This is a genomic window from Azospirillum soli (genome assembly GCF_017876165.1).
Taxonomy (GTDB): Bacteria; Pseudomonadota; Alphaproteobacteria; order Azospirillales; family Azospirillaceae; genus Azospirillum; species Azospirillum soli.
Map to the genome: position 1 here is coordinate 259,372 of NZ_JAGINQ010000008.1, position 19,614 is coordinate 278,985.

Consider the following 19,614-nt stretch of genomic DNA (forward strand, 5'->3'; position numbering starts at 1 on the left):
TTGATGAAACACGAAAGATTGGGGATGGCGCCGGTCCGGAGTGCCGCCCCTGGGGAAAGCGTTCGGTCCATGGGCATCAGCGATCCGGTCCGCGAGGCGGACCCGCCGCGCCCGGCCTCCGGGCTGGGGGAGTGGCTGTTCCACATGCTGGGTTCGGTGCGCTTCCTGATGATGGCGTCGGGGGCGGCCTTCATCGTCGTCGTGAACGGGCTGATCGGCTACGGCATCTGGCAGCACCGCGGCGAGTCGGTGGAAGCCGCCGAGCGGTCCACCCGCAACCTGACCCGCGTGCTGGAGGAACAGGCGGTCCGCACGGCGGCCAGCGTGAACCAGCTGTTCGACGACCTGCTCTATGTGCTGGACGTCCATCCGGAGGGGCGGAAGGGCGGCAGCGCGGCCATCTATGACCACCTGCGCCGGCGGCGCGACGCGGTCGGGCCGATCAACGGTCTGGTCGTGGTGGATGAGCGGGGCATGATCCTGCACCACTCCGTGGACACCAACCCGCCCGGCCTCGATCTGACCGACCGGCCCTATTTTGCCGTGCATCGGCAGGGCAAGGATGGCGGCCTCTACATCGGCGCGCCAATGCCCAGCCGCGTCGTTCCCGGCACCCAGGTCATCCCGATGAGCCGGCGCTGGGACCGCCCGGACGGCAGCTTCGGCGGGGTGGTCGTCGCCATGGTCAGCCCCTTGCAGCTCGGCGCCAGCTTCGAGACGATGCGGCTGGGGCTGGAGGGGACGGTGACGCTGGCGCTGTCGGACGGCACCGTTCTGGTGCACCGGCCGTGGGACGAGAAGGACCGCCCACTCAAGCATCTCGGCGACTGGCGCGACGTCCACGCCGCCGTGCAGGCGCGCGACGAGGGCACGCTGGAGACGGTGCAGCCGTCCGACGGGCGGCCGAGCATCGCCGGTTTCCGCCGCGTGCACGACTATCCCCTCACCGTGGTGACCACCGTTCCGAAGGACGAGGCGCTGGCCGACTGGCGGCGCGACAGCACGGTTTGGGCTCTCATGGGCCTCGCCATGACCATCGTCATCGCCGTGCTGACCTGGTACGTGGAGCGCCAGCAGGCCCGGCGCGATCAGGACCAGGAGACGCTGGCGCGGGCGTCCCGGCGCATCAGGGGCATCCTGACCTCCATGGTGGACGCCGTGGTGACCATCGATGCCCGCGGCCGCATCGAAACCTTCAACCCGGCGGCCGAGCGCATGTTCGGGTACAGGGAAGCGGAGGTGGTCGGCCAGAGCGTCGGCATCCTGATCCCCGAGACCTTCCGCATGGACCATGACCGGTACATGAGCGGATACCGTCCGGACGTGGGGTCACGCATCATCGGCAACGACCGCGAGGTTCTGGCCCTGCGCCGCGACGGAACGACCTTCCCCATGAACCTTGCGGTCAGCGAACTGCGGCTGGACGGGACCCAGAAGGACGCTGATGGGAGTGGGGGGCCGCGCGTCTTCGTCGGCGTCATCCGCGACATCACCAAGCGCAAGCAGCAGGAAGCGGAGATCCTCGCCTCCAAGAGTCAGGCGGAAATGGCCAACCGCGCCAAGTCCGAGTTCCTGGCCAATATGAGCCACGAGCTGCGCACGCCGCTGAACGCGATCATTGGCTTCTCGGAAATCCTGGACAGCGAGTTTTTCGGCAAGCTGAACGAGCGGCAGAAGTCCTGCGCCAAGGACATCCACGACAGCGGCAAGCACCTGCTGGACATCGTCAACGCCGTGCTCGACATGTCGAAGATCGAGTCCGGCCGCTATGAGTTGACCGAGGAGGTCATCGACCCCGGCGAGGCCCTGGCCCAATGCTTGATGATGGTCCGCGACCGCGCCCAGGACAACGGGGTGGAATTGCGCAACGCCCTGGCCGGCGGCATCCCCAACGTCTGGGTGGACCGCCGCGCCTTCAAGCAGGTGATCCTGAACCTGCTGTCCAACGCCGTGAAGTTCACCCCGACCGGCGGCAGCGTGACCGTGTCGGCCGGCATCGGGGAGGACGGCAGCCTGTTCCTGCTGGTCACCGACACCGGCATCGGCATCGCCAAGGAGTTCATGGAGCACCTGTTCCAGCCCTTCCGCCAGGCCGACAACTCCGCCAGCCGCCAGTACGAGGGCACGGGGCTGGGCCTGTCGATCTCCAAGAACTTCATGGAACTGCACGGCGGTTCGCTGACCTGCACGAGCGAGCCGGGTGTGGGGACGACGATGACCGTGCGCCTGCCGGCGGGCCGCATCGTCAAGCCGGGTGCCGCGCGGCCGCTCGCGATGGAGACGGCGGCAGCGGAGCGGGGATCGTGATCCGGTAGTTAGGCCGGAGCGCGAGCGGCGGCCCGACACTGGGACAAAGGCCACTGGAAACAAAAGCCACTGGAAACAGGGCCACCGGAAAAAGCGATGGTCGGCGATTGCCAAAACGGAGTGCCAAAACAGATTGGCGATCGCCGACCAGTCGAGGGGCTGGCCGGAGGGTTGGCAATCACCGACAGGCGATCTTCCGCTCGGGAATCGGCGGGGGCGACGGGTGCAGCAGGATGCCCTCGTCGGTGAAATCGACGCGGGCGGATTCGTAGACGGCCAGCGCCAGATCGAGCGCCACGCGGAACTCCGGCTTGAAGTGCTTCTGTTCCTTGTAGCCGCCGCCGAACTGGTTGAAGAGCGCCTTCCAAGTCACGCTCGTCGGGTCGCGCAGGACGTGCAGGCGGTAGGCCAGCCAGACATAAACGTCGATGGCCATGGAGCAGCCGCCGATGTGGCGGATCGCCGGCTCCCAGATCGGGACGGGGGAACGCTTCAGCGCGGCGAAGAAGGTCTCCGACAGCTGCACCGTCTCGCGCCACAGGGTTCCCTGACCGTCGTCGTCGCGCAGGCGGATGCCGCCGGACACGATGTTTTCCTTGGCGAAGCCCTCCGACCCGTCCTTGTCCCAGTAGAAGGTCAGGCGGCACAGGTTGATGCGCGTCGCCTGCTCCTGCACCGCCTTGTAGGTGGAGCCGCCGGCCGTGATGCCCATGCGGTCCAGCCACTCGTTCATCGACCGGCCAAGCTCGATCTCGCGGCTGTTGTCCTGGATGGCGCGGGTCTGGAGATAGAGCATGATGAGGCGCGCCTTGGCCCCGTAGGGCACGCCGACCGGCGCGAAGCTGCCGTCGCGCTTGCGCTCCTTGCCCGGCTCGACCAGCAGCGTCACGCGGCCCTGGTCGCGCCGCCATTCGGCGTCGGGGGCCAGCTTGCGGTGCGGCAGGCTGGTCAGGCAGAAGCCGGAATAGGTGATGCCCAGCGCGTTGGACTCGTCCTCCAGCACCGCCGCCGCCACGTCCACGACGCTGGCGCGCTTGGGATCGACGAGATTGCGGGCCTCCCGCCGGCCATGCGTGATGATGAGCTGGTGCACGTCGCCCATGCGGATCCCCCTGTCCATTTGCCGGCAGTCGATCATGCACCGGCCGGAAGAGTCCATTTGGCGATCACCGACCAGGCTATTTGAGGGCCTATTTGCTGGAGTCTATTTGCTAGGTCGGCGATTGCCTGTGGACGACTCGGGATTCGGTCGGTGATCGCCAACGGGCGGGTCGGCGTTCGCCAAGGGCGGCTGTGGGAATCCGCGCGACTCGGGGTGTCGGTCGGCGATTGCCAACGGGGGATTCTTGGCAATCGCCGACTCCAGGGGGCGACTCGGGGCACGGGCGGCGCCAAGGCGAGGTGGTCGGCGATCGCCAAGGGGGAGGGATTTGGCAATCGCCGACTCACCCGAAGACGGTCGGCGATTGCCAACATCGTGAGGGCGTGATGAAGCGGCGGCGGGGCGGTTGTCCTTCATGCCGGAAAGCGGAAGCGCCGGTGCACGGGCCCCCTCCCTAACCCTCCCCCGCCTTTGGCGGTGGAGGGGGTTTAGGCGAAGCGGCGGCAGTCCCCTCTCCCGCGCAGCGGGGGAGGGCTAGGGAGGGGGCAAAAGGTTGGACACCGAAGCGCTCGGAAACGAACTGCTGCGTCACGTCGATGCCATCGACTCCGCCGCGCACCGCAAGGCCGTCGCCAGCGGGCGGGATTATCCGGTCCTGCGCGACGGGCTCCAGCACCCGAGTTCCCGCAAGATGCTGGTGCCCGCGCTGGCCGGGCTGTGGGTCGCGGGGAGGCGGACGGATCGGCCGCTGCTGTCCCGCATCGGGCGGCAGGGGCTGCTGGCGATCCTGCTGGGGACGGCGGTCACCAAGGCCGGCAAGCGCATCGTCTGCCGGGCGCGGCCCAACGAGGGCGGCGATCCGGCGCGCTGGGGCAAGGCGGACGGCAAGCACGCCTCCTTTCCGTCCGGGCACGCGACGGACGTGGCGGCGCTGGCGACTGTCGTCGGCCTGCACCGGGGGGCCTCGCCCGTGACGGTGGCGAGCATCGGCTTCGTGGCGGCGGTCGGCTGGTCGAGCCTCGCCACCGAACGGCACTGGGCGACCGACCTGCTGGCGGGATCGGTCACGGGCATCGTCGCCGGCGTGGTTGCCGACGCCATCGACGAATGGGCCGAGATGCGGACGGAGGGGTCCCTTACCCCGCCGGGTCCTCCAGGGCGTGGAGCAGGCGCTCCTTGATCTGGGCCAGCTTGCTGTCGTGGGTGACCTTCAGGCCGAAGACGTCCTTCACGTAGAACACGTCGATGGCCTTCTCGCCGTAGGTCGAGATCTTCGCCGACGAGATCTGCAAGGTCAGGCCTGACAGCGCGCGGGTCAGGGCGTAGAGCAGGCCCGGACGGTCGCGGCCGTTCACCTCGATCACCGTGTGGGTGGTGGAGGCGTTGTTGTCGATCAGCACGCGCGGCGGCACGTGGAAGACGCGGGTGCGGCTGGCGTGCGGGGCCTTGCGGGTCGCCAGATCGTGCAGCGGCTTCAACTGGCCAGACAGCACCCTCTCGATCATCACCGACAGCTTGGCGAGCTTGTCGCCGCTCTCGAAGGCGCCGCCGCCCGCCGCGTCCTGCACGGTGAAGACGTCCAGCGCCATGCCGTTGGTCATGGTGAAGATCTTCGCGTCCACGATGTCCGCCCCCGACGCCGCCAGGGCACCGGCAAGGCGCGAGAACAGGCCGTGGTGGTCGGTGGCGTAGATCGTCACCTCGGTGATCGCACGCCCCCGGTCGATGCGCGTGTCCACGGTCAGCGGGCGGTTGTCCCGCGTCGCCTCGCGGATCAGGCGGGCGTGGCGGCCGAGCGTCTCGGCGTCGAAGGCCAGCCAGTAGGCGGGGTAGCCGAGGGCCACATGCCGTTCGAAATCGGCGTCGTCGAAGTCGGTCAGTTCGGCGCGCAGAGCCGCCTGGGCCGCCTGGATGCGCCGGCCGCGCCCATCCACCGTCAGGCCGCCGGACATCGTCTCCTCGGAGCGGTTGTACAGCTCGCGCAGAAGCGTGGCCTTCCAGTTGTTCCAGCGCTGCGGCCCGACGGCGCGGATGTCCGCCACGGTCAGCACCAGCAGCAGGCGCAGGCGCTCCGGCGACTGGACCAGAGAGACGAAGTCGCGGACGGTCTTCTCATCCTCCAGGTCGCGCTTGAAGGCGGTGTAGGACATGGCGAGGTGCCAGCGCACCAGCCATGCCACCGTCTCCGTCTCCTCCGCCGTCAGGCCGAGGCGCGGGCACAGCTTCTCCGCCACGCGGGCGCCCAGCACGGAATGGTCGCCGCCGCGCCCCTTGGCGATGTCGTGCAGCAGGACGGCGACGTAGAGCGCCCGGCGCGACACCACCTTGTGGATCACCTCCGACGACAGCGGCAGCTCGTCGGTCAGCTCTCCCATCTCGATCTTGTGCAGGATGCCCAGCGCGAACAGCGTGTGCTCGTCCACCGTGTAGACGTGGTACATGTCGTACTGCATCTGCGCCACCACCCGGCCGAAGTCGGGGATGAAGCGGGCGAGCACGCCGGCCTCGTTCATGCGGCGCAGCGTGATTTCCGGGTCCTTCGGGCCGGTCAGGATCTCCAGGAACAGCCGGTTGGCCTCCGGATCCATGCGCAGCTTCGGCCCGACCACCGACAGCGAGCGCGTGATGGCGCGCAGCGCGTGCGGGTGGATGTCGATGTCGTTCTGCTGGGCGACGTGGAACAGCCGGATCATGTCCAGCGGCTGTTCCTTGAACTGGCGGTCGTTGCGGACGTTCAGCCGCTCGCCATCGACGATGAAGCCCTCCACGTCCTTGCGCCGGGTCAGCGCGGCCAGCCGCAGGATGTTGAACTTGGGCGGGCGCTTGGATTCCGCCTCCAGCGCCGCGCAGAAGATGCGCGTCAGGTCGCCCACGTCCTTGGCGACCAGGAAATAGTGCTTCATGAACCGTTCCACGCCCTTGGTCCCGGCGTGCTCGGTGTAGCCCATGCGCTCGCTGATCTGCGTCTGCACGTCGAAGGTGAGGCGGTCCTCCATGCGGCCGGTCAGGTAGTGGAGGTGGCAGCGCGCGGTCCACAGGAAGTTCTGCGCCTTGGCGAAGCGCTGCGCCTCCTCCGGCAGCAGAACCTTCTTGCCGACCAGTTCGTCCACGCTTTCGACGCGGTAGAGGTACTTGGCGATCCAGAACAGGGTCTGGAGGTCGCGCAGGCCGCCCTTGCCGTCCTTCAGATTGGGTTCCAGCACGTAGCGGCTGTCGCCCAGCTTCAGGTGGCGGTTGTCGCGCTCGGCCAGCTTGGCCTCCACGAACTCCGGCCCGGTGCCGACGACGACCTCCTTGTCGAAGCGCTTGCGCAGGTCGTTGAACAGCTTGCGCGGCCCCCAGAGATAGCGGCCCTCCAGGATGGCGGTGCGGATCGTCACGTCGGCCTTGGACTGGCGGATGCAGTCGTCCACGCTGCGCACCGCGTGGCCGACCTTCAGGCCGAGGTCCCACAGGATGTAGAGCATGTATTCGACCACCTGTTCCACGCGCGGCGTGCGCTTGTAGGGCAGCAGGAACAGCAGGTCGATGTCGGAGAAGGGCGCCAGCTCACCCCGGCCGTAGCCGCCGGTCGCGGCGATGTCGAACACCTCGCCCGAGGTCGGGTTGGCCGAGGGGAAGATGTGCTGCACCGTGAAGTCGGCCAGCGTCTTGATCAGCCGGTCGGCAAGGTAGCAGTTCTGTTGCACGCAGTCCTCGCCGGAGCCCTTGGCCTCGAACCGCGCGCGCACCTCCGCCCGGCCGTTGTTCAGGGCGGTGCGCAGGCAGGCGATGACGGCGGGGCGCAGCTTGTCTCCGGTGCCGTGCTCATCGACCAGGGCCTCCAGCTCCTCCGTCAGCTTGCGCCGGGAGATGATGGCGCGCTTGTTCGGGATGTTCGGAATGTCGGCGGGTGACGGGGCGGCGGCGCGGGCGGAGAGCATCGACAAAGCGAAAGGCCTTCCCAAAAAGGGCTGCTGGGCACGCAGCAAACAGTGCGGCGGGCCGACTATAGCCGGAAACACGACTCGGCAACATGGGGTTGGCGCGCCGCAGCGATGGGTTGAACTTATCCCTTTCCCAGAAACAGGGCTTTGCCCTAGGTTGTCGCGGCTGACGTCAAGCCCATGTCGCAACTGCCGAAAGGCAAACAGGCCCCCGATGGAACCCTCCCTGAAGTCACCGATGCGGAGCTTGCTGGGAATCCTCGTGGCGAGCCTTATTCTGCCGCTGGCGATCTTTATCGGCGTCTCGGTCTATGATCGTGGCCGAATACTGGAGAATGCCGAGGATTCGCTGGGGCGCACCACCGACATCCTGCACGAGCACGCCTTGCGCATGCTGGAAATACAGGATCTGGTGATCCGGCAGGTGGACCGGCGCATCGCCGGCATGACCTGGGACGAGATCGAGCGGTCGGAGCAGCTGCACCAGGAACTGCGCGCCATCGACCAGGGGCTGGAGAATGTGGACTCCATCTGGGTGACCTCGCCGCAGGGCGTGACGGTGATGGGAAGCCGCATGTTCCCCTCCCCCAAGCCGGACATCACGCATCGCGAGCATTTCATCACGCTGCGCGACGGCGATCCGGACATCGTCATCTCGCGCGCCTTCCAGGAATCGATCACCAAACAGGATGTGTTCGTCGTGGCGCGCCGGCGGACGGCGCCGGACGGGCGCTTCGACGGCCTGATCGCCGTGTCGATCAAGGCGGACATGCTGCTGCGCCTCTATCGGGAGGTGGCGCCGAAGCTGAACCATTCGGTCGGGCTGATCCGCAAGGACGGGGTCTTCCTGGTCCGCGACGCCGCCGTGCCGCCGCCCGACGATGCACCGCAACTCGCCAGCCAGTATTTCCGGCGCGCCGCCGCCCAGGCGGATTCCGGCACCTTTCACAGCGTGTCGGCGGTGGACGGCGTGCCGCGCATCGTCGCCTACCGCAAAGTCGGCAACTATCCCCTGTACATCGTGCTGGCCGTGGGCACCGACGCGGTCCTGACGATATGGCGCCAGCATGTGCTGATCCTGGGTCTGCTGTGCGGCGGAGCGGCGCTGTCGCTGTCCTTGATGACGCTGCTGGCGCTGCGCCAGTCGGGCCGCGAGCGCGCGGCGCTGGTCCGGCTGGAGCAGGAGGCCGCCCGGCGTGAGACAGCCGAGGCCGCGCTGCGCCAGAGCCAGAAGCTGGAAGCCATCGGCAAGCTGACCGGCGGGATCGCGCACGACTTCAACAATCTGCTGACCGCCGTCATCGGCAGCCTGGAAACGGTGCGCGGGCGGCTGCGCGGCGGAAGCGGCGACCTCGCCGGTCCCATCGACATCGCCCTGCAAGGCGCCAACCGGGCGGCGACCCTGACGCAACGCCTGCTGGCCTTTGCCCGCCAGCAACCGCTGATCGCCCGCGCGGAGGATCTGAACGCGTTGGTGTCGGGCATGGCGCCTCTGCTGCGCCGGTCCATGACCGAGTCCACGGCGTTGGAGATGGATTTGGGTGAGGAGGTGTGGCTGACCTCCTGCGATCCGGTGCAAATGGAAACGGCACTGCTGAACCTCGCCATCAACGCCCGCGACGCCATGTCCGGCCCTATGTCCAAAGGCGGGCGGCTGTGCATCCGGACCGAGAACGTCACGCTGGATGCCGCCGGGGCCGCCGCCTTCGGGGATCTGGCGCCCGGCGACTATGTCCGCCTGTCGGTCTCCGACACGGGCAGCGGCATGCCGGAGGACGTGCGGGCCCGCGCCTTCGATCCGTTCTTCACCACCAAGCCGGTCGGCCAAGGCACCGGGCTGGGCCTCAGCCAGGTCTATGGCATCGTGCGCCAGTGCGGCGGCGACGCGCGCATCCTGTCGGTCCCCGGCGAGGGCACGACCGTGGAGATCTACCTGCCGCGCCACGTCGGGACGGCAACCGAAACGCCGGCCACGGAAGTCCCGCCGGAACCGGACCACCAACCGGTTCCCGACCTGTCGGAGGACGGGCCGCCGCGCATCCTGCTGGTCGAGGACGAGGCCATCGTCCGCTTCGTCGCGGTGGAGGCGCTACGCGGCGCCGGCTATGACGTGGAGGAGGCCGAGGACGCGACCGCCGCCCTGGCGATCATGGAGGCGTCGAAGCCTTTCCAGCTTCTGGTCACCGACGTCGGCCTGCCGGGTCTGAACGGCCGCCAGCTGGCCGAGATGGCGCGGCGTCTGCAGCCACGGCTGAAGGTCATCTACGTGACGGGTTACGCCGGCATCGCCACGGACGCGGAGTTCGAGCCGGGGACGCTTCTGCTGCCGAAACCCTTCACCCCCGACGCCCTGGTCCAGAAGGTCGGGCGAACCCTCGCCGAGAACAACGCCGCCGCCGCGTGACTCAGGTGGCGGCCTGTGACGGCCGTCACTGAGGAAGGGGTCCATCGTGTGCGAAGCTTCTCTCCGGAAAGACGGGAGAAGCCTGATGATCGGGAACGCCGATGCGGCGCGGCGCGAGCTGGCGGCCTTGGGCGAGGCGCTGAGCCGCGCCGAACGCGGCATGCCGCGCCACACGCCGGTGGAGCTGATGACGTGGTTGCTGCGCGCTGCGGCCCTGCACCCGGCGGCGGTGGCCGAGGCCATGCTGCTTCAGGTGTCCGACCTCGTGGCCGGAACGGTGACGGGCAACGCCGAAAAGGTCGCGATCATCCGCATGGGCTGGGCGGCCATCGTCCAGGCCCAGTACAAGCGCCGGGGCCTGACCGTCGTGGACGGCAAAGGCGCCGTGCGTGCGCGGGCGGCGTGAGGGGGGAGCTTTCGGAAGGGGACCTTCAGCGCGGCTCCTGCCAGGGCAGATGCTCGTTGCCGACCAGCTTTTCGGCCTCGGCGGCGGGCAGGGGCCTGGCGAAGTGATAGCCCTGGCCGTAGTCGCAGGCCAGCGCCCGCAGCAGGTTGGCGTCGGCGCTCGTCTCGATGCCTTCGGCGATCACGTCGAAGCCCAGCAGGCGTGCCAGATCCATGATGATGCGGACGATGGCGCGGTTTTCCTCCGACTGGTGCATGGCCGAGACGAAGGAGCGGTCCACCTTCAGGCTGTCGATGGGCAGCTTGTGCAGGTAGGACAGCGAGGAATAGCCGGTTCCGAAGTCGTCGATGGACAGCTTGATGCCGAGGCCGCGCAGGCCTTGCAGCAGCCGGATCGACTGCTCGGCCTTTTCCATGACGGCGCTCTCGGTGATCTCCAGCTTGACCCAGGAAGGTTCGGCCCCGGTCTCGCGCAGCACGTCGCGCACGACGCTGACGAATTCGGGATCGCCCAGCTGGCGGGTCGAGAGATTGACGGACATGAACAGGTTTTTGGAACCGGGCAGGCGCTTGTCCTGCCAGTCGGCGATCTGCCGGCTCGCTTCGCGCAGCACCCAGGCGCCCAGCGTCACGATCAGGCCGGTGCTCTCGGCGATGGGGATGAAGACGCCCGGCGGGATGTTGCCGCGCTCCGGATGGTTCCAGCGCACCAGTGCCTCGAACCCGGCGAGGCCGCCGGTGACCATCTCGACGATCGGCTGGTAGGCGACCCACAGCTCCTCGCCGCGCTCCAGCGCGTTGCGCAGGTCATGCTCCAGCCGCACCTGCTCCACGACGCGGGCGTGCATGGCGGGATCGAACCAGGCGTGCCCGGCGCCGCCCTGTTCGCGGGCGCGGCCGGTGGCGATCTCCGCGTCGCGCAGCACGTCCTCCGGCCGCGTGTGCACGGCCGAGGAGCAGGCCACGCCGATGCTGGCCGACAGGAACACCGCGGCACCCGAACTGGACCGCGCCGAGCGCACGAGGCCGGCGACCGTGTTCAGCCGCTGCTCGATGCCGGCCGGGTCGGATTCTCCCGCGATCAGCAGCGCGAAGGCGTGGTCGCTGATGCGCGCGATCAGGTCGAAGGAGCCGGCGTGGGCGCCCAGCCGCGCGGCGACGTCGCCCAGCAGCTCGTTCGCGAAGCCCTGGCCGAGGCTGGTGCGGATGTCCACGAAGCGGTCGATGTCCACGATGACCAGCGTGAACGGCTCGCCCATGGCGTGGTAGTCGGCCATGTGCTTGACCAGCAGCAGCCGGTTCGCCAGCCCCGTCACCGGGTCGTAGTAGGCGAGCCGGAAAAGGTCGTCCTGCGTCTGCCGGCGCTCCGTCATGTTCTGCATGATGACGAAATAGCCGGCGATGCCGCCGTCCGGGGCGTGGTGCGGCGCGTGCATCTTGACGACGTAGTGGTTCGCGCCGTCCGGGTGGGGCATCCAGCCTTCCGACTGCACCGTCTCGCCCTTCAGCGCGCGGTTGGCCGTCGTCTGGGTGCTGCGGAAGATGTCCTCGCCCAGCAGGTCCGCGACGGTGGTGCCGACGACGCGCTCCAGCGGGCGGCCCATGTAGTCCAGATAGGCGCGGTTCGCGTAGATGTGCCGGCGCTCGGTGTCGAGCAGGCCGACCATCACCGGCATGGCGTCCAGGATTTGCCGCAGGGTATCCAGTGCCGGAGCCCCGGATTCGGTGCCGGACAGGGCGGCGGCCAACGCGACGAGATGAGGGTCCGGCTTCATGGGCGGGAAAGGCGAGGCACCGTTGGGAAAAACTATACCCAACAATTACGCGAAACATCGCCCGCGCGTCAAAACCAAAGCCACCGGAAATGGCGGGATATTCCCTGTTTCTCTTGCTGCGGCACGGCGACTCGCTTTTCATACGCGGGTATTCATGCAAATTCAGGTTGCTATCGTGATGATTTAAGCTGTTTTTCCGTTGTGCGATGTGGGCGCGGCGGCGTGCTGCCGGGACGGGAGTTGTCGTGTTTGTGTACGAAAGGTTGCCGCCGGGGCGACCGGTAGGGCGGAAGCGCAGAAGCGGCATGCCTGCGTCACACTATCTGGCTGTCGTCATACGACCTTGCCCCGGCTATAATTTTGTCCATGCGCGAGAGGCGGCCCAGGCTGTGCCCGCTTCGGCAAAGACCTTCGTCTCCGCGCCAGAGGGAGAAACGTCATGGCACTCAAGGATCTGCTGGTGGTGGTGGATGACACGGCGGCCTCGGCGGCGCGCATCGATGTCGCCGCCCGTCTTGCCGCCCGGAACGACGGCCACCTCGTCGGGCTGTACAGCATCACCGACATTCTGCTTCCCGGCTACATCGCGACCGAGCTTCCGGAAGCCGTGCGCGAGAGCCAGCGCGTCTTCGCCGACGACCAGGCCGCCAAGGCCGAGGCTCTGTTCAACGACGCGATGCGCCGCCATGGCCTGACCGACCGCTCGGAATGGCGCGCCCTGCGCGGCAACCCCAACGACCTCACCGCTCTGCACGGGCGCTACGCCGACCTCGTGATCGTCGGCCAGGTGGACCCGCGCCGCGACCGCGACTATCCCGTGGTGATGCCGCAGGATCTGGTCTTCGACTGCGGGCGGCCGCTGCTGGTCGTTCCCTACGCCGGCACCTTCCCGACGGTGGGCGAGCGCGTGCTGGTCGGCTGGAACGCCAGCCGCGAGGCCACCCGCGCCGTCGCCGACGCCCTGCCGCTGCTGACCGAGGCCAAGCGCGTCGTGGTGATGGCGGTGAACCCGAAGTCGGGCAACGGCGGCATCGGCGACGAGCCCGGCGCCGACATCGCCAAGCATCTGTCCCGCCACGGCTGCCGGGTCGAGGCCGCCCACGTCTCCACCGACGCGGTGGAGCCCGGCGACACCATGCTGAACACGGTCGCCGACGAGTCCTGCGATCTGGTGGTGATGGGTGCCTACGGCCGTTCGCGCCTGCGCGAACTGGTGCTGGGCGGGATGACCCGCTACATGCTCCAGCACATGACCGTTCCGGTCCTGATGAGCCACTGACGGCTTTGCAAACGGGAGGCCCGGCGTCTGAGCCGGCCGGGCTTCCCGTTTTCCTTAAGACCCGGAATAGACCGGCGTTTCCCCCTGTTGATTCAAGGGCATGGGGAGGTGGAAGCGATGCACGCGCTGCCCGGTGTCCTGGCTGTTCTGTTCGGCATCATCGCCGTGACCGCTGCCGGCCCGGCCGACGCGCACGGCGCGCGAGACCGGGGCTCTTGGCGGGGCGGCGCTGCTGTCATCGTGCCGCCCGGCAGCACCGTCATCATCGTTCCGCGTCCGCGCCCCGTTCCTCCCCCCGTGATCGTCGGGCCGCAGGTCTGGGCACCATCGTGGCAACGCCGGCCGCCTCCCACCTTCGTGCCGCCGGTCTTCGGCTGGCCGCATGACGGGCCGGTCTACTCGTCCCCGTTCGACAACCGTTATGTCGGAAACTCCTGGGGTTCGCGTCACCGCTGGTGAAACTTGCTCATAAAAAGGCCGCCAAGTCTTGCGGTGGGCGCGGCGCTCCCGTTGGAAACGCCGCACCCAAACCGACAAGAACCGGCTGTGGCGTCAGCCCGTCACGAACCAGGCGGCTTGCACCTGGTCCCGGCGGACCCCGGTCAGGGTGACGTCATCGTTGCTGGAGAAGACGATCACCGCGTCTCCGGCGCCATTGGCGGCGAGCGTGTAGGTCAGGTTGCCGAGCAGCCGGATGCGGTCGCCCTCGGCGGCGTTGAAGTCGGTGATCACGTCGTGCCCGTCGCCGAGCCCCTCGGCGAAGCGCTGCCCGAAGACGAACACGTCCGCTCCCGCACCGCCGGTCAGGGTGTCGTTGCCCAGATCGCCGAAGAGCCAGTCATCGCCCAGGTCGCCGAACAACAGGTCGTCGTCGCGCCCGCTGTAGAGCGTGTCGTTGCCCATTCCGCCGTACAGCGTGTCCGCTCCCATGTTGCCGAGAAGGACGTCGTTGCCGGTGTTGCCGAACAGCCGGTCGGCGCCGTCATCGCCCTGCAACCGGTCGGCGGCGTCGTTGCCGAACAGCGCATCGTCGTCACGGCCGCCATACAGGGTGTCGCTGTCCCGGCCGGCGTAGAGCGTGTCGGCTCCCATGTTGCCGAACAGCACATCGGCGCCGGTGTTGCCGAGCAGCAGGTCATTGTCGCTGCCGCCGAACAGGGTGTCGTGGTCTTCGCCGCCCTGGACGGTGTCGTTGCCTTCGTCGCCGTACAGCACGTCGTTGCCGGTCTTGGAGCCGACGAAGTCGTCGCCGCCGCCGCCGTGCAGCGTGTCGTCATCGGCGCCCAGCACGATGTACTGGCTGGCGCCGTCGCCCCAGACGCTCTGCGAGCCCTCGCCGCCGGTCACCCGCGCCGCGCCGATCACCGCCGCGAACTCGACGTTCTGCAGCTGGATTTCGGAGCCGCTGGGCAGGTTGCGGGTGTCGATGACCAGCGCGGTCTGCGGCCCGGCGCCGGCCGGGGTGCCGGTGATGACCAGCGGCGTGCCCGGTGCTGTGGCGCCGGGGGCGGTGGTCGGGACGATGGTCTGGACCAGCAGGGGCGTGTCGGCCGGCAGGCCCTGCAGGAAGCCGGAGCCGCCGCCGGTGAGCTGGGTCTGATCGGCTGAGCCGGCGGCGGTGCGCGTCTGGATCTCGCGGATCAGGTCGCTGAGCGAGGAGCCGGCCGCCTTGGGGGCGCCGGAGCCGCTCACCGTCAGGCCGAAGCCGGTCGGCACCTGGGCGGTCAGCAGGCTGGCGCCGCCGCCGGTGACCAGCGGGATGTCGGCCACCGTGTTGTTGCCGACCTGCTCGGTCCGGGACGGGGGCACCACGGGGATGGTGACGGTGCGCCCGTCGGACCCTTGTCCGCTCGGTGTGGTCTCCACGACGACACCGTCCACCGTCCGCGATTCCGTCGGCGGTGCCGGCTGGTCGGGCGGCGGTGCCGGCATGGCGTTGGTCACGGGCAGGCCGTTGACGTCCGCCATTTCCTGCCCCACGGCATCCTTCAGCTCGCTGCCCTGGGCATTGTGCTGATAGCTGAACAGCACACTGTCGCCGTACCGGACGGCCGTGTCGAGCGTTAGCGTCAGGGTTTGGGTGCCGCTGCCGGAAACCGCGGTGATGGCCCGCGGCTGGTTGCCGACCAGGACGCTCATGCCGTGGCTGTCGGGCGCGATCACGGCCTCGCTGAAGGTCAGCGTCACCGTGGCGCCGTTGACCGAGGCCGCCGTCACCGCCGGCAGGTTGGCGTCGATGGCGTCGGCGTTCTGCGCGATCGCCGTCGTGTAGGCGCTGTTCGTGTTGCCGGCCGGATCCCGCAGCACGAGGTTGACCGGGATGTCGGCCCCCGCCGCCACGTCGGTGCCGCCGGCGGTCACGGTGAACTGCGCGGTGTAGCTGTGGTTTGTGGTCTTGAGCAGGTTGCTGAGCGCGAAGCCGCCGATGCTGCCGCTCGACAGGGTGAAGTCATCGGCATCGTTGGTCACGGTGATCGTTGCGGTGACCGTGTCGCCGATCTTCATCGCCGTGTTGTCGATGGCGACGTTCGTGATCTGCGGGGCAACCCGGTCCATGGTGTGAGTGCCACCGCTCGTGAAGCCACCAGTGATGGCTCGGCTGCCGCTGTCCGTGATGCCGGTGCCGCTGCCCTTCAGGTCCAGCCGCAGGGTGCCCTGCGTGTCGGCTGCCGTCGCGACACTGACCGTGTAGGTGCTGCCGGAGCCCGTGACGCCGGTGATGGTGCCGTTGGCCGTGTCGGTCTTGGTCAGGGTGAAGTCGTCGGCGGTCACCCCGGTGACGTCACCGCTGAAGACGACCGTGTAGTCGACGCTGCCCGCCGCTGCTGCGGCCGCCGCCGGCGTGATCGAGGTCACCGAGGGGCCGAGTTGGGGCACCGTGAACGTCACCGTGGCGGTGGCCGTGTTGGAGGCCGTGTCGACCACGTTGCCATGCGAGAAGGACAGTATGGTGCCGGGCACGATGTCCGTGCCCATGCCGAGCATGAGCGTGAAGGCCGTGGCGTAGCCATCGACCGGGGACACCGGGAGGAGGCTCGCGTTCATGCCGACCGCCTTGCTGCCGGTCTGCAGGTTGCCCAGGGTGATGGTGCTGACGCTCACCGGCTCGCTGAAGGTCAGGGTCAGCGTATCGCCGCCGCTGTAGGTGCCCGGCATGGTGATGTCGGCGGCGGTGATCGGCGTGGTCGCGTGGGCCTTCGGCGCCGTGGTGTCGATGGTGAAGGCTTGGACGGCGCTGGTGCCCTCGTTGCCGACGGCGTCGGTGACGCGGGCGCGCGCCTTGTAGGTGCCGGCCGTCAGCGCCGAGAGATCGAAGGTGGCGGTGTTGTTGCTGATGCTGCCGGTGCTGTGGATGGTCTCGCCGGGATCGGCGAAGTCGTCGTCGTTGTTGAGGTCGACGTCGATGGTCACCGCCGCGGCGTTGGCCACGCCGGCGCCGAGCGTGCCGTCGGAGGTGTTGACGGTGATGGAGGGCGTGGTGTCCTTGGTCCGGCTGGCGATGATGGCCGTCACCGTCGGCGCCGTGCCGTCGAAGGTGTATGTCGCGCCGGTCGTGAAGCCGCCGGTGATGGCGTTGCTGGTCGTCGCGCTGGCGATGCCGGTGTTGCTGTTTTTGAGGTCGAGGCGCAGCTTGCCGTCGCCGGACATGCCGGTGACCGGCACCGTCCAGGTCAGCCCGTCGTCCTGGCTGGTCACCTTGCCGTCCACGTAGAGCGGGTCGCCGACCGTTCCCGTCGTCGTGCCGGCGGTCTGGGTCAGGGTGAAATCGTCCGCGGTGACGCCGTTGACCTTCTCGTTGAAGGTAACGGTGAAGGTCACGCTGTCCGCCTTGCCGGCCGCGACCGCCGGCGTGATCGAGCTTACCGAGGGGCCAGGAGGCGCGTCGTTCAGCGTGAGCACGGAACCGCCTACCGGCGTGTAGCTGACGTTCCACACCTTGCCGGTTGGCGCGCTTGTGAGGGTCAGCGACTTATCGTTTGCAAGGGCGAGCGTACCCGTGACCAGCGTGTTCTGAAGACCGCTGAGATCCTGGTCGGTGACGGTGATGGTGTCGGTCGCGCCGAGCGATTTAATGGTGGCGCCGTTCAGGCTGGTCGACGTGCCCTTGACGACGTCGGCGCCGTTCGTCGCCTCGACCGTCAGCGTTCGGGTGAACGCCGTCGCATCGACGTTCAAAGACAATGCGGGGTTGGAGGATGTGATCGTCAGCCCTTGGGCGAAGGTCTGCGAGGCCGTTGCGCCCAGTGTGAAGCTGGCGTTGCCCTGAGGGCCGGAGTATTCGATTTTCGAAAAATTTTGAGCGTTTGCAAACTGGCTGTCCAAGATCGCCGGATTCGGGAGATAATTGATAATCCGAAGCGTGTTCGTGCCGCCGTTCCCATCGAGGAGCAGGTCGTTTCCGAGAGTCTGCGCCATACTCTCGACGATATCGTCGCCCTGGCCGCCGATGATGCTGTCCCCATGCGGACCGCTGGCCAAGATGACAGGGGCTGTCTGGGCCGACAGGTCGAAGAAAAATGCATGGCTGCTATCGATGGGAAAGCTGTTCGCTGTTTGAATGCTCCCCGATACCGAAGCGTCGGTCGGGAGGGGTTTGTACTCTTGGAGCCAGAATACTTGTGAGGGCATCCCAATTGGAATGCGAATAGATATTGTTGATGTTGCGGTGATGGTGCCAGCTATATCAATATTTTGTCCATTTGCGCCATTCATGAAACGAAGATTTTGTGCGCCAGTGGAGGAATAAAGTCCATTGACGTTAGGGGAGTACTTGAAAGTCGCCATTTGCTTCTCGTCGGTGCCCGGCTGGGACTGGTTTGTCCCGGTTTCGTCTCTATCCGCAATGCAGCATGGCGAATGCCAAGGAAACTCTTTCGCAAGTCCAGGGCGGTGTTGCCGAGCGCCAGGAAATGAAGCCACCAAGCACGGCCGAAGCGTTCGGCCTGAGCGTTCGATTCGCCCAGGCGCGTTCAAGGCGCCAAGTCGGTCGTTGGGGCCATCTCACTGAAATAGCGGATACATTTTAATTATAAACGGCCGGGAACAATGCTTCCAGAAATGAATTGGAACGGATCGGAATGCTTTGTAACGCACCTCCGGTAATGTTCTTCCCCGCGCAAATGGCCGAAAAGACGTATTGGGAGGCATGGGGCGCTCGCACGTCGGTTGCATGCGCCATTTCAGGATTGTGGGAGCGGTGAGAACTCCATGCGCAGGCTCACCGGAAAGCGGAAGTGCAGGCAAACCGCGTGGTTGATCACCTTGGCGGGAAACGGGTAGCCGGCGTACATCGGATCAGGGGGTGTTTGCGGAAAAGGGCGAAATACTGCCTTGAGAAAGCATCAGAAGACGAGCTTCATTGCAATGCGCCGCAGTGGGTCCAAACCCTTTGCCTGTTCTGCCGCAAGAATGGCTCTCAGGCGTTCCGGACATTCATCACCCCCGACCGGTTGGAAACCCAACGATGAATAGAATGGCGCATTGAAGGGCGCAAAACGATCGGTCGTTAGGGTTGCGCCTTTCAGTTTTCTTGTAAGGCCTTCCTCCAGCAAGGCATTCATTATTCTTCTCCCGATACCTTTTCTTTGCCAGTCTGGATAGACGTCCACCTCGCCGATATGAAGCCAGTCTTCGGCTATGTACCCGCCGCCGTAACCGACAGGGATATCCCGCTCATCGAATGCTGCAAATAGTAAGTTGTTGTTGAGGTATTGTTGCAGATCCTCGTCACTACTCGCCGTTGCTTCACCGGTAATGGCGCCTGCTGCTCGCAGCGTTTCAAACGACATCAATTCTATAGTGCATAATGTGGGAAAGTGATATCGGTTGGTTTTTCCAATGCGGATATTCACGGAGACCTCATCTTCTATGTCTATTTTACAAATTTTAGCAACAGTGTTTTAGCTGATACTGAGGAATATGGCGGTCCAACGATAGTTGATAACTTCAGAAATCAGCGACATGACTTTGAGTGCTCTCCAGTTTGACGGCCAAGCTTTCCCCGCGCTTTCGCGGCGGTAAGGCGGGTGTGGGGAAATTCCAACCAAGTCGGGACGTGTGCGCGATGTACCGATCCTAGTGGGGGGTGCCAGACGGATCGTTATGTATGTAGCCGGTCAGGAACAGCCGTAAGCCGCGCCTTTGCTCATCTACAAACGATACCATCCGTCTGGTCCGGTTCACTAGCAGCACGGGGCGTCTCCGTGACCGGCGAGCCGCACCCGCCGTCCCTCATGGCCCCCCAGATCGCCGAGCGCTACCTCGCCCACCAGCGCCAGCCCGCCGTCCCGGCCCCGGCGTACCGTCCGCCTTGGGTTCGATCTAAGAGCGCCTAACGAAACCGGGATTTGGCTGTTGGGAGGGGCATGGCAGCTCCTCTCGTTTCCGACGCCCTGTGGGCACTGATTGAACCGTTG

The 19,614-nt window shown here is 66.9% G+C and carries 11 protein-coding genes; 6 read left to right on the forward strand and 5 right to left on the reverse strand.

Translation table 11 applies throughout. The features are described 5' to 3' along the window. Positions 1–69 precede the first annotated feature (69 nt). The gene (locus J2852_RS15350; protein WP_209876954.1) at positions 70–2,307 is read left to right on the forward strand and encodes an ATP-binding protein; all 2,238 of its coding nucleotides are present in this window, start codon (positions 70–72) and stop codon (positions 2,305–2,307) included. A 178-nt stretch (positions 2,308–2,485) separates the two neighbouring features. On the opposite strand, the gene J2852_RS15355 is transcribed toward J2852_RS15350, so the two are convergent. Beyond that, positions 2,486–3,409 carry a replication protein RepA gene (locus tag J2852_RS15355; RefSeq protein WP_209876956.1) on the reverse strand — a complete coding sequence of 308 codons (924 nt, stop codon included), beginning with the start codon at positions 3,407–3,409 and terminating at the stop codon, positions 2,486–2,488. 553 nt (positions 3,410–3,962) lie between these two features. Here J2852_RS15355 and J2852_RS15360 point away from each other — a divergent pair. After that, positions 3,963–4,589 (forward strand): phosphatase PAP2 family protein, encoded by a 627-nt coding sequence (locus J2852_RS15360; RefSeq protein WP_209876958.1) that lies wholly within the window; start codon positions 3,963–3,965, stop codon positions 4,587–4,589. On the opposite strand, the gene J2852_RS15365 is transcribed toward J2852_RS15360, so the two are convergent. After that, complete coding sequence (locus J2852_RS15365) at positions 4,546–7,332, reverse strand: [protein-PII] uridylyltransferase (RefSeq protein WP_209877013.1); 2,787 nt, start codon at positions 7,330–7,332, stop codon at positions 4,546–4,548. The genes J2852_RS15360 and J2852_RS15365 overlap by 44 nt on opposite strands. 265 nt (positions 7,333–7,597) lie before the next feature. On the opposite strand from J2852_RS15365, the gene J2852_RS32235 reads away from it, so the two are divergent. Together J2852_RS32235 and J2852_RS15375 are read left to right on the forward strand one after the other, a co-directional pair. Continuing rightward, on the forward strand, positions 7,598–9,739 hold the full coding sequence (locus J2852_RS32235) for a hybrid sensor histidine kinase/response regulator (protein WP_209876960.1): 2,142 nt from the start codon (positions 7,598–7,600) through the stop codon (positions 9,737–9,739). Between the two features lie 85 nt (positions 9,740–9,824). Continuing rightward, on the forward strand, positions 9,825–10,145 hold the full coding sequence (locus tag J2852_RS15375; protein ID WP_209876962.1) for a hypothetical protein: 321 nt from the start codon (positions 9,825–9,827) through the stop codon (positions 10,143–10,145). 25 nt (positions 10,146–10,170) lie between these two features. On the opposite strand, the gene J2852_RS15380 is transcribed toward J2852_RS15375, so the two are convergent. After that, a complete protein-coding gene (locus J2852_RS15380) occupies positions 10,171–11,919 on the reverse strand; it encodes a putative bifunctional diguanylate cyclase/phosphodiesterase (protein WP_209876963.1) in 1,749 nt (582 codons plus the stop codon). 439 nt (positions 11,920–12,358) lie between these two features. Between J2852_RS15380 and J2852_RS15385 the strand changes: the two genes are divergently transcribed. Together J2852_RS15385 and J2852_RS15390 are read left to right on the forward strand one after the other, a co-directional pair. After that, positions 12,359–13,198, forward strand: coding sequence for a universal stress protein (locus J2852_RS15385; protein WP_209876965.1), 840 nt, complete (start codon positions 12,359–12,361; stop codon positions 13,196–13,198). 117 nt (positions 13,199–13,315) lie between these two features. After that, a complete protein-coding gene (locus tag J2852_RS15390; RefSeq protein WP_209876967.1) occupies positions 13,316–13,657 on the forward strand; it encodes a hypothetical protein in 342 nt (113 codons plus the stop codon). Between the two features lie 93 nt (positions 13,658–13,750). Here J2852_RS15390 and J2852_RS15395 read toward each other — a convergent pair whose 3' ends face one another. Both J2852_RS15395 and J2852_RS15400 read right to left on the reverse strand, forming a co-directional pair. After that, complete coding sequence (locus J2852_RS15395; protein ID WP_209876969.1) at positions 13,751–17,521, reverse strand: SwmB domain-containing protein; 3,771 nt, start codon at positions 17,519–17,521, stop codon at positions 13,751–13,753. A 1,019-nt stretch (positions 17,522–18,540) separates the two neighbouring features. Then, complete coding sequence (locus J2852_RS15400; RefSeq protein ID WP_209876971.1) at positions 18,541–19,050, reverse strand: GNAT family N-acetyltransferase; 510 nt, start codon at positions 19,048–19,050, stop codon at positions 18,541–18,543. Positions 19,051–19,614: the final 564 nt, after the last annotated feature.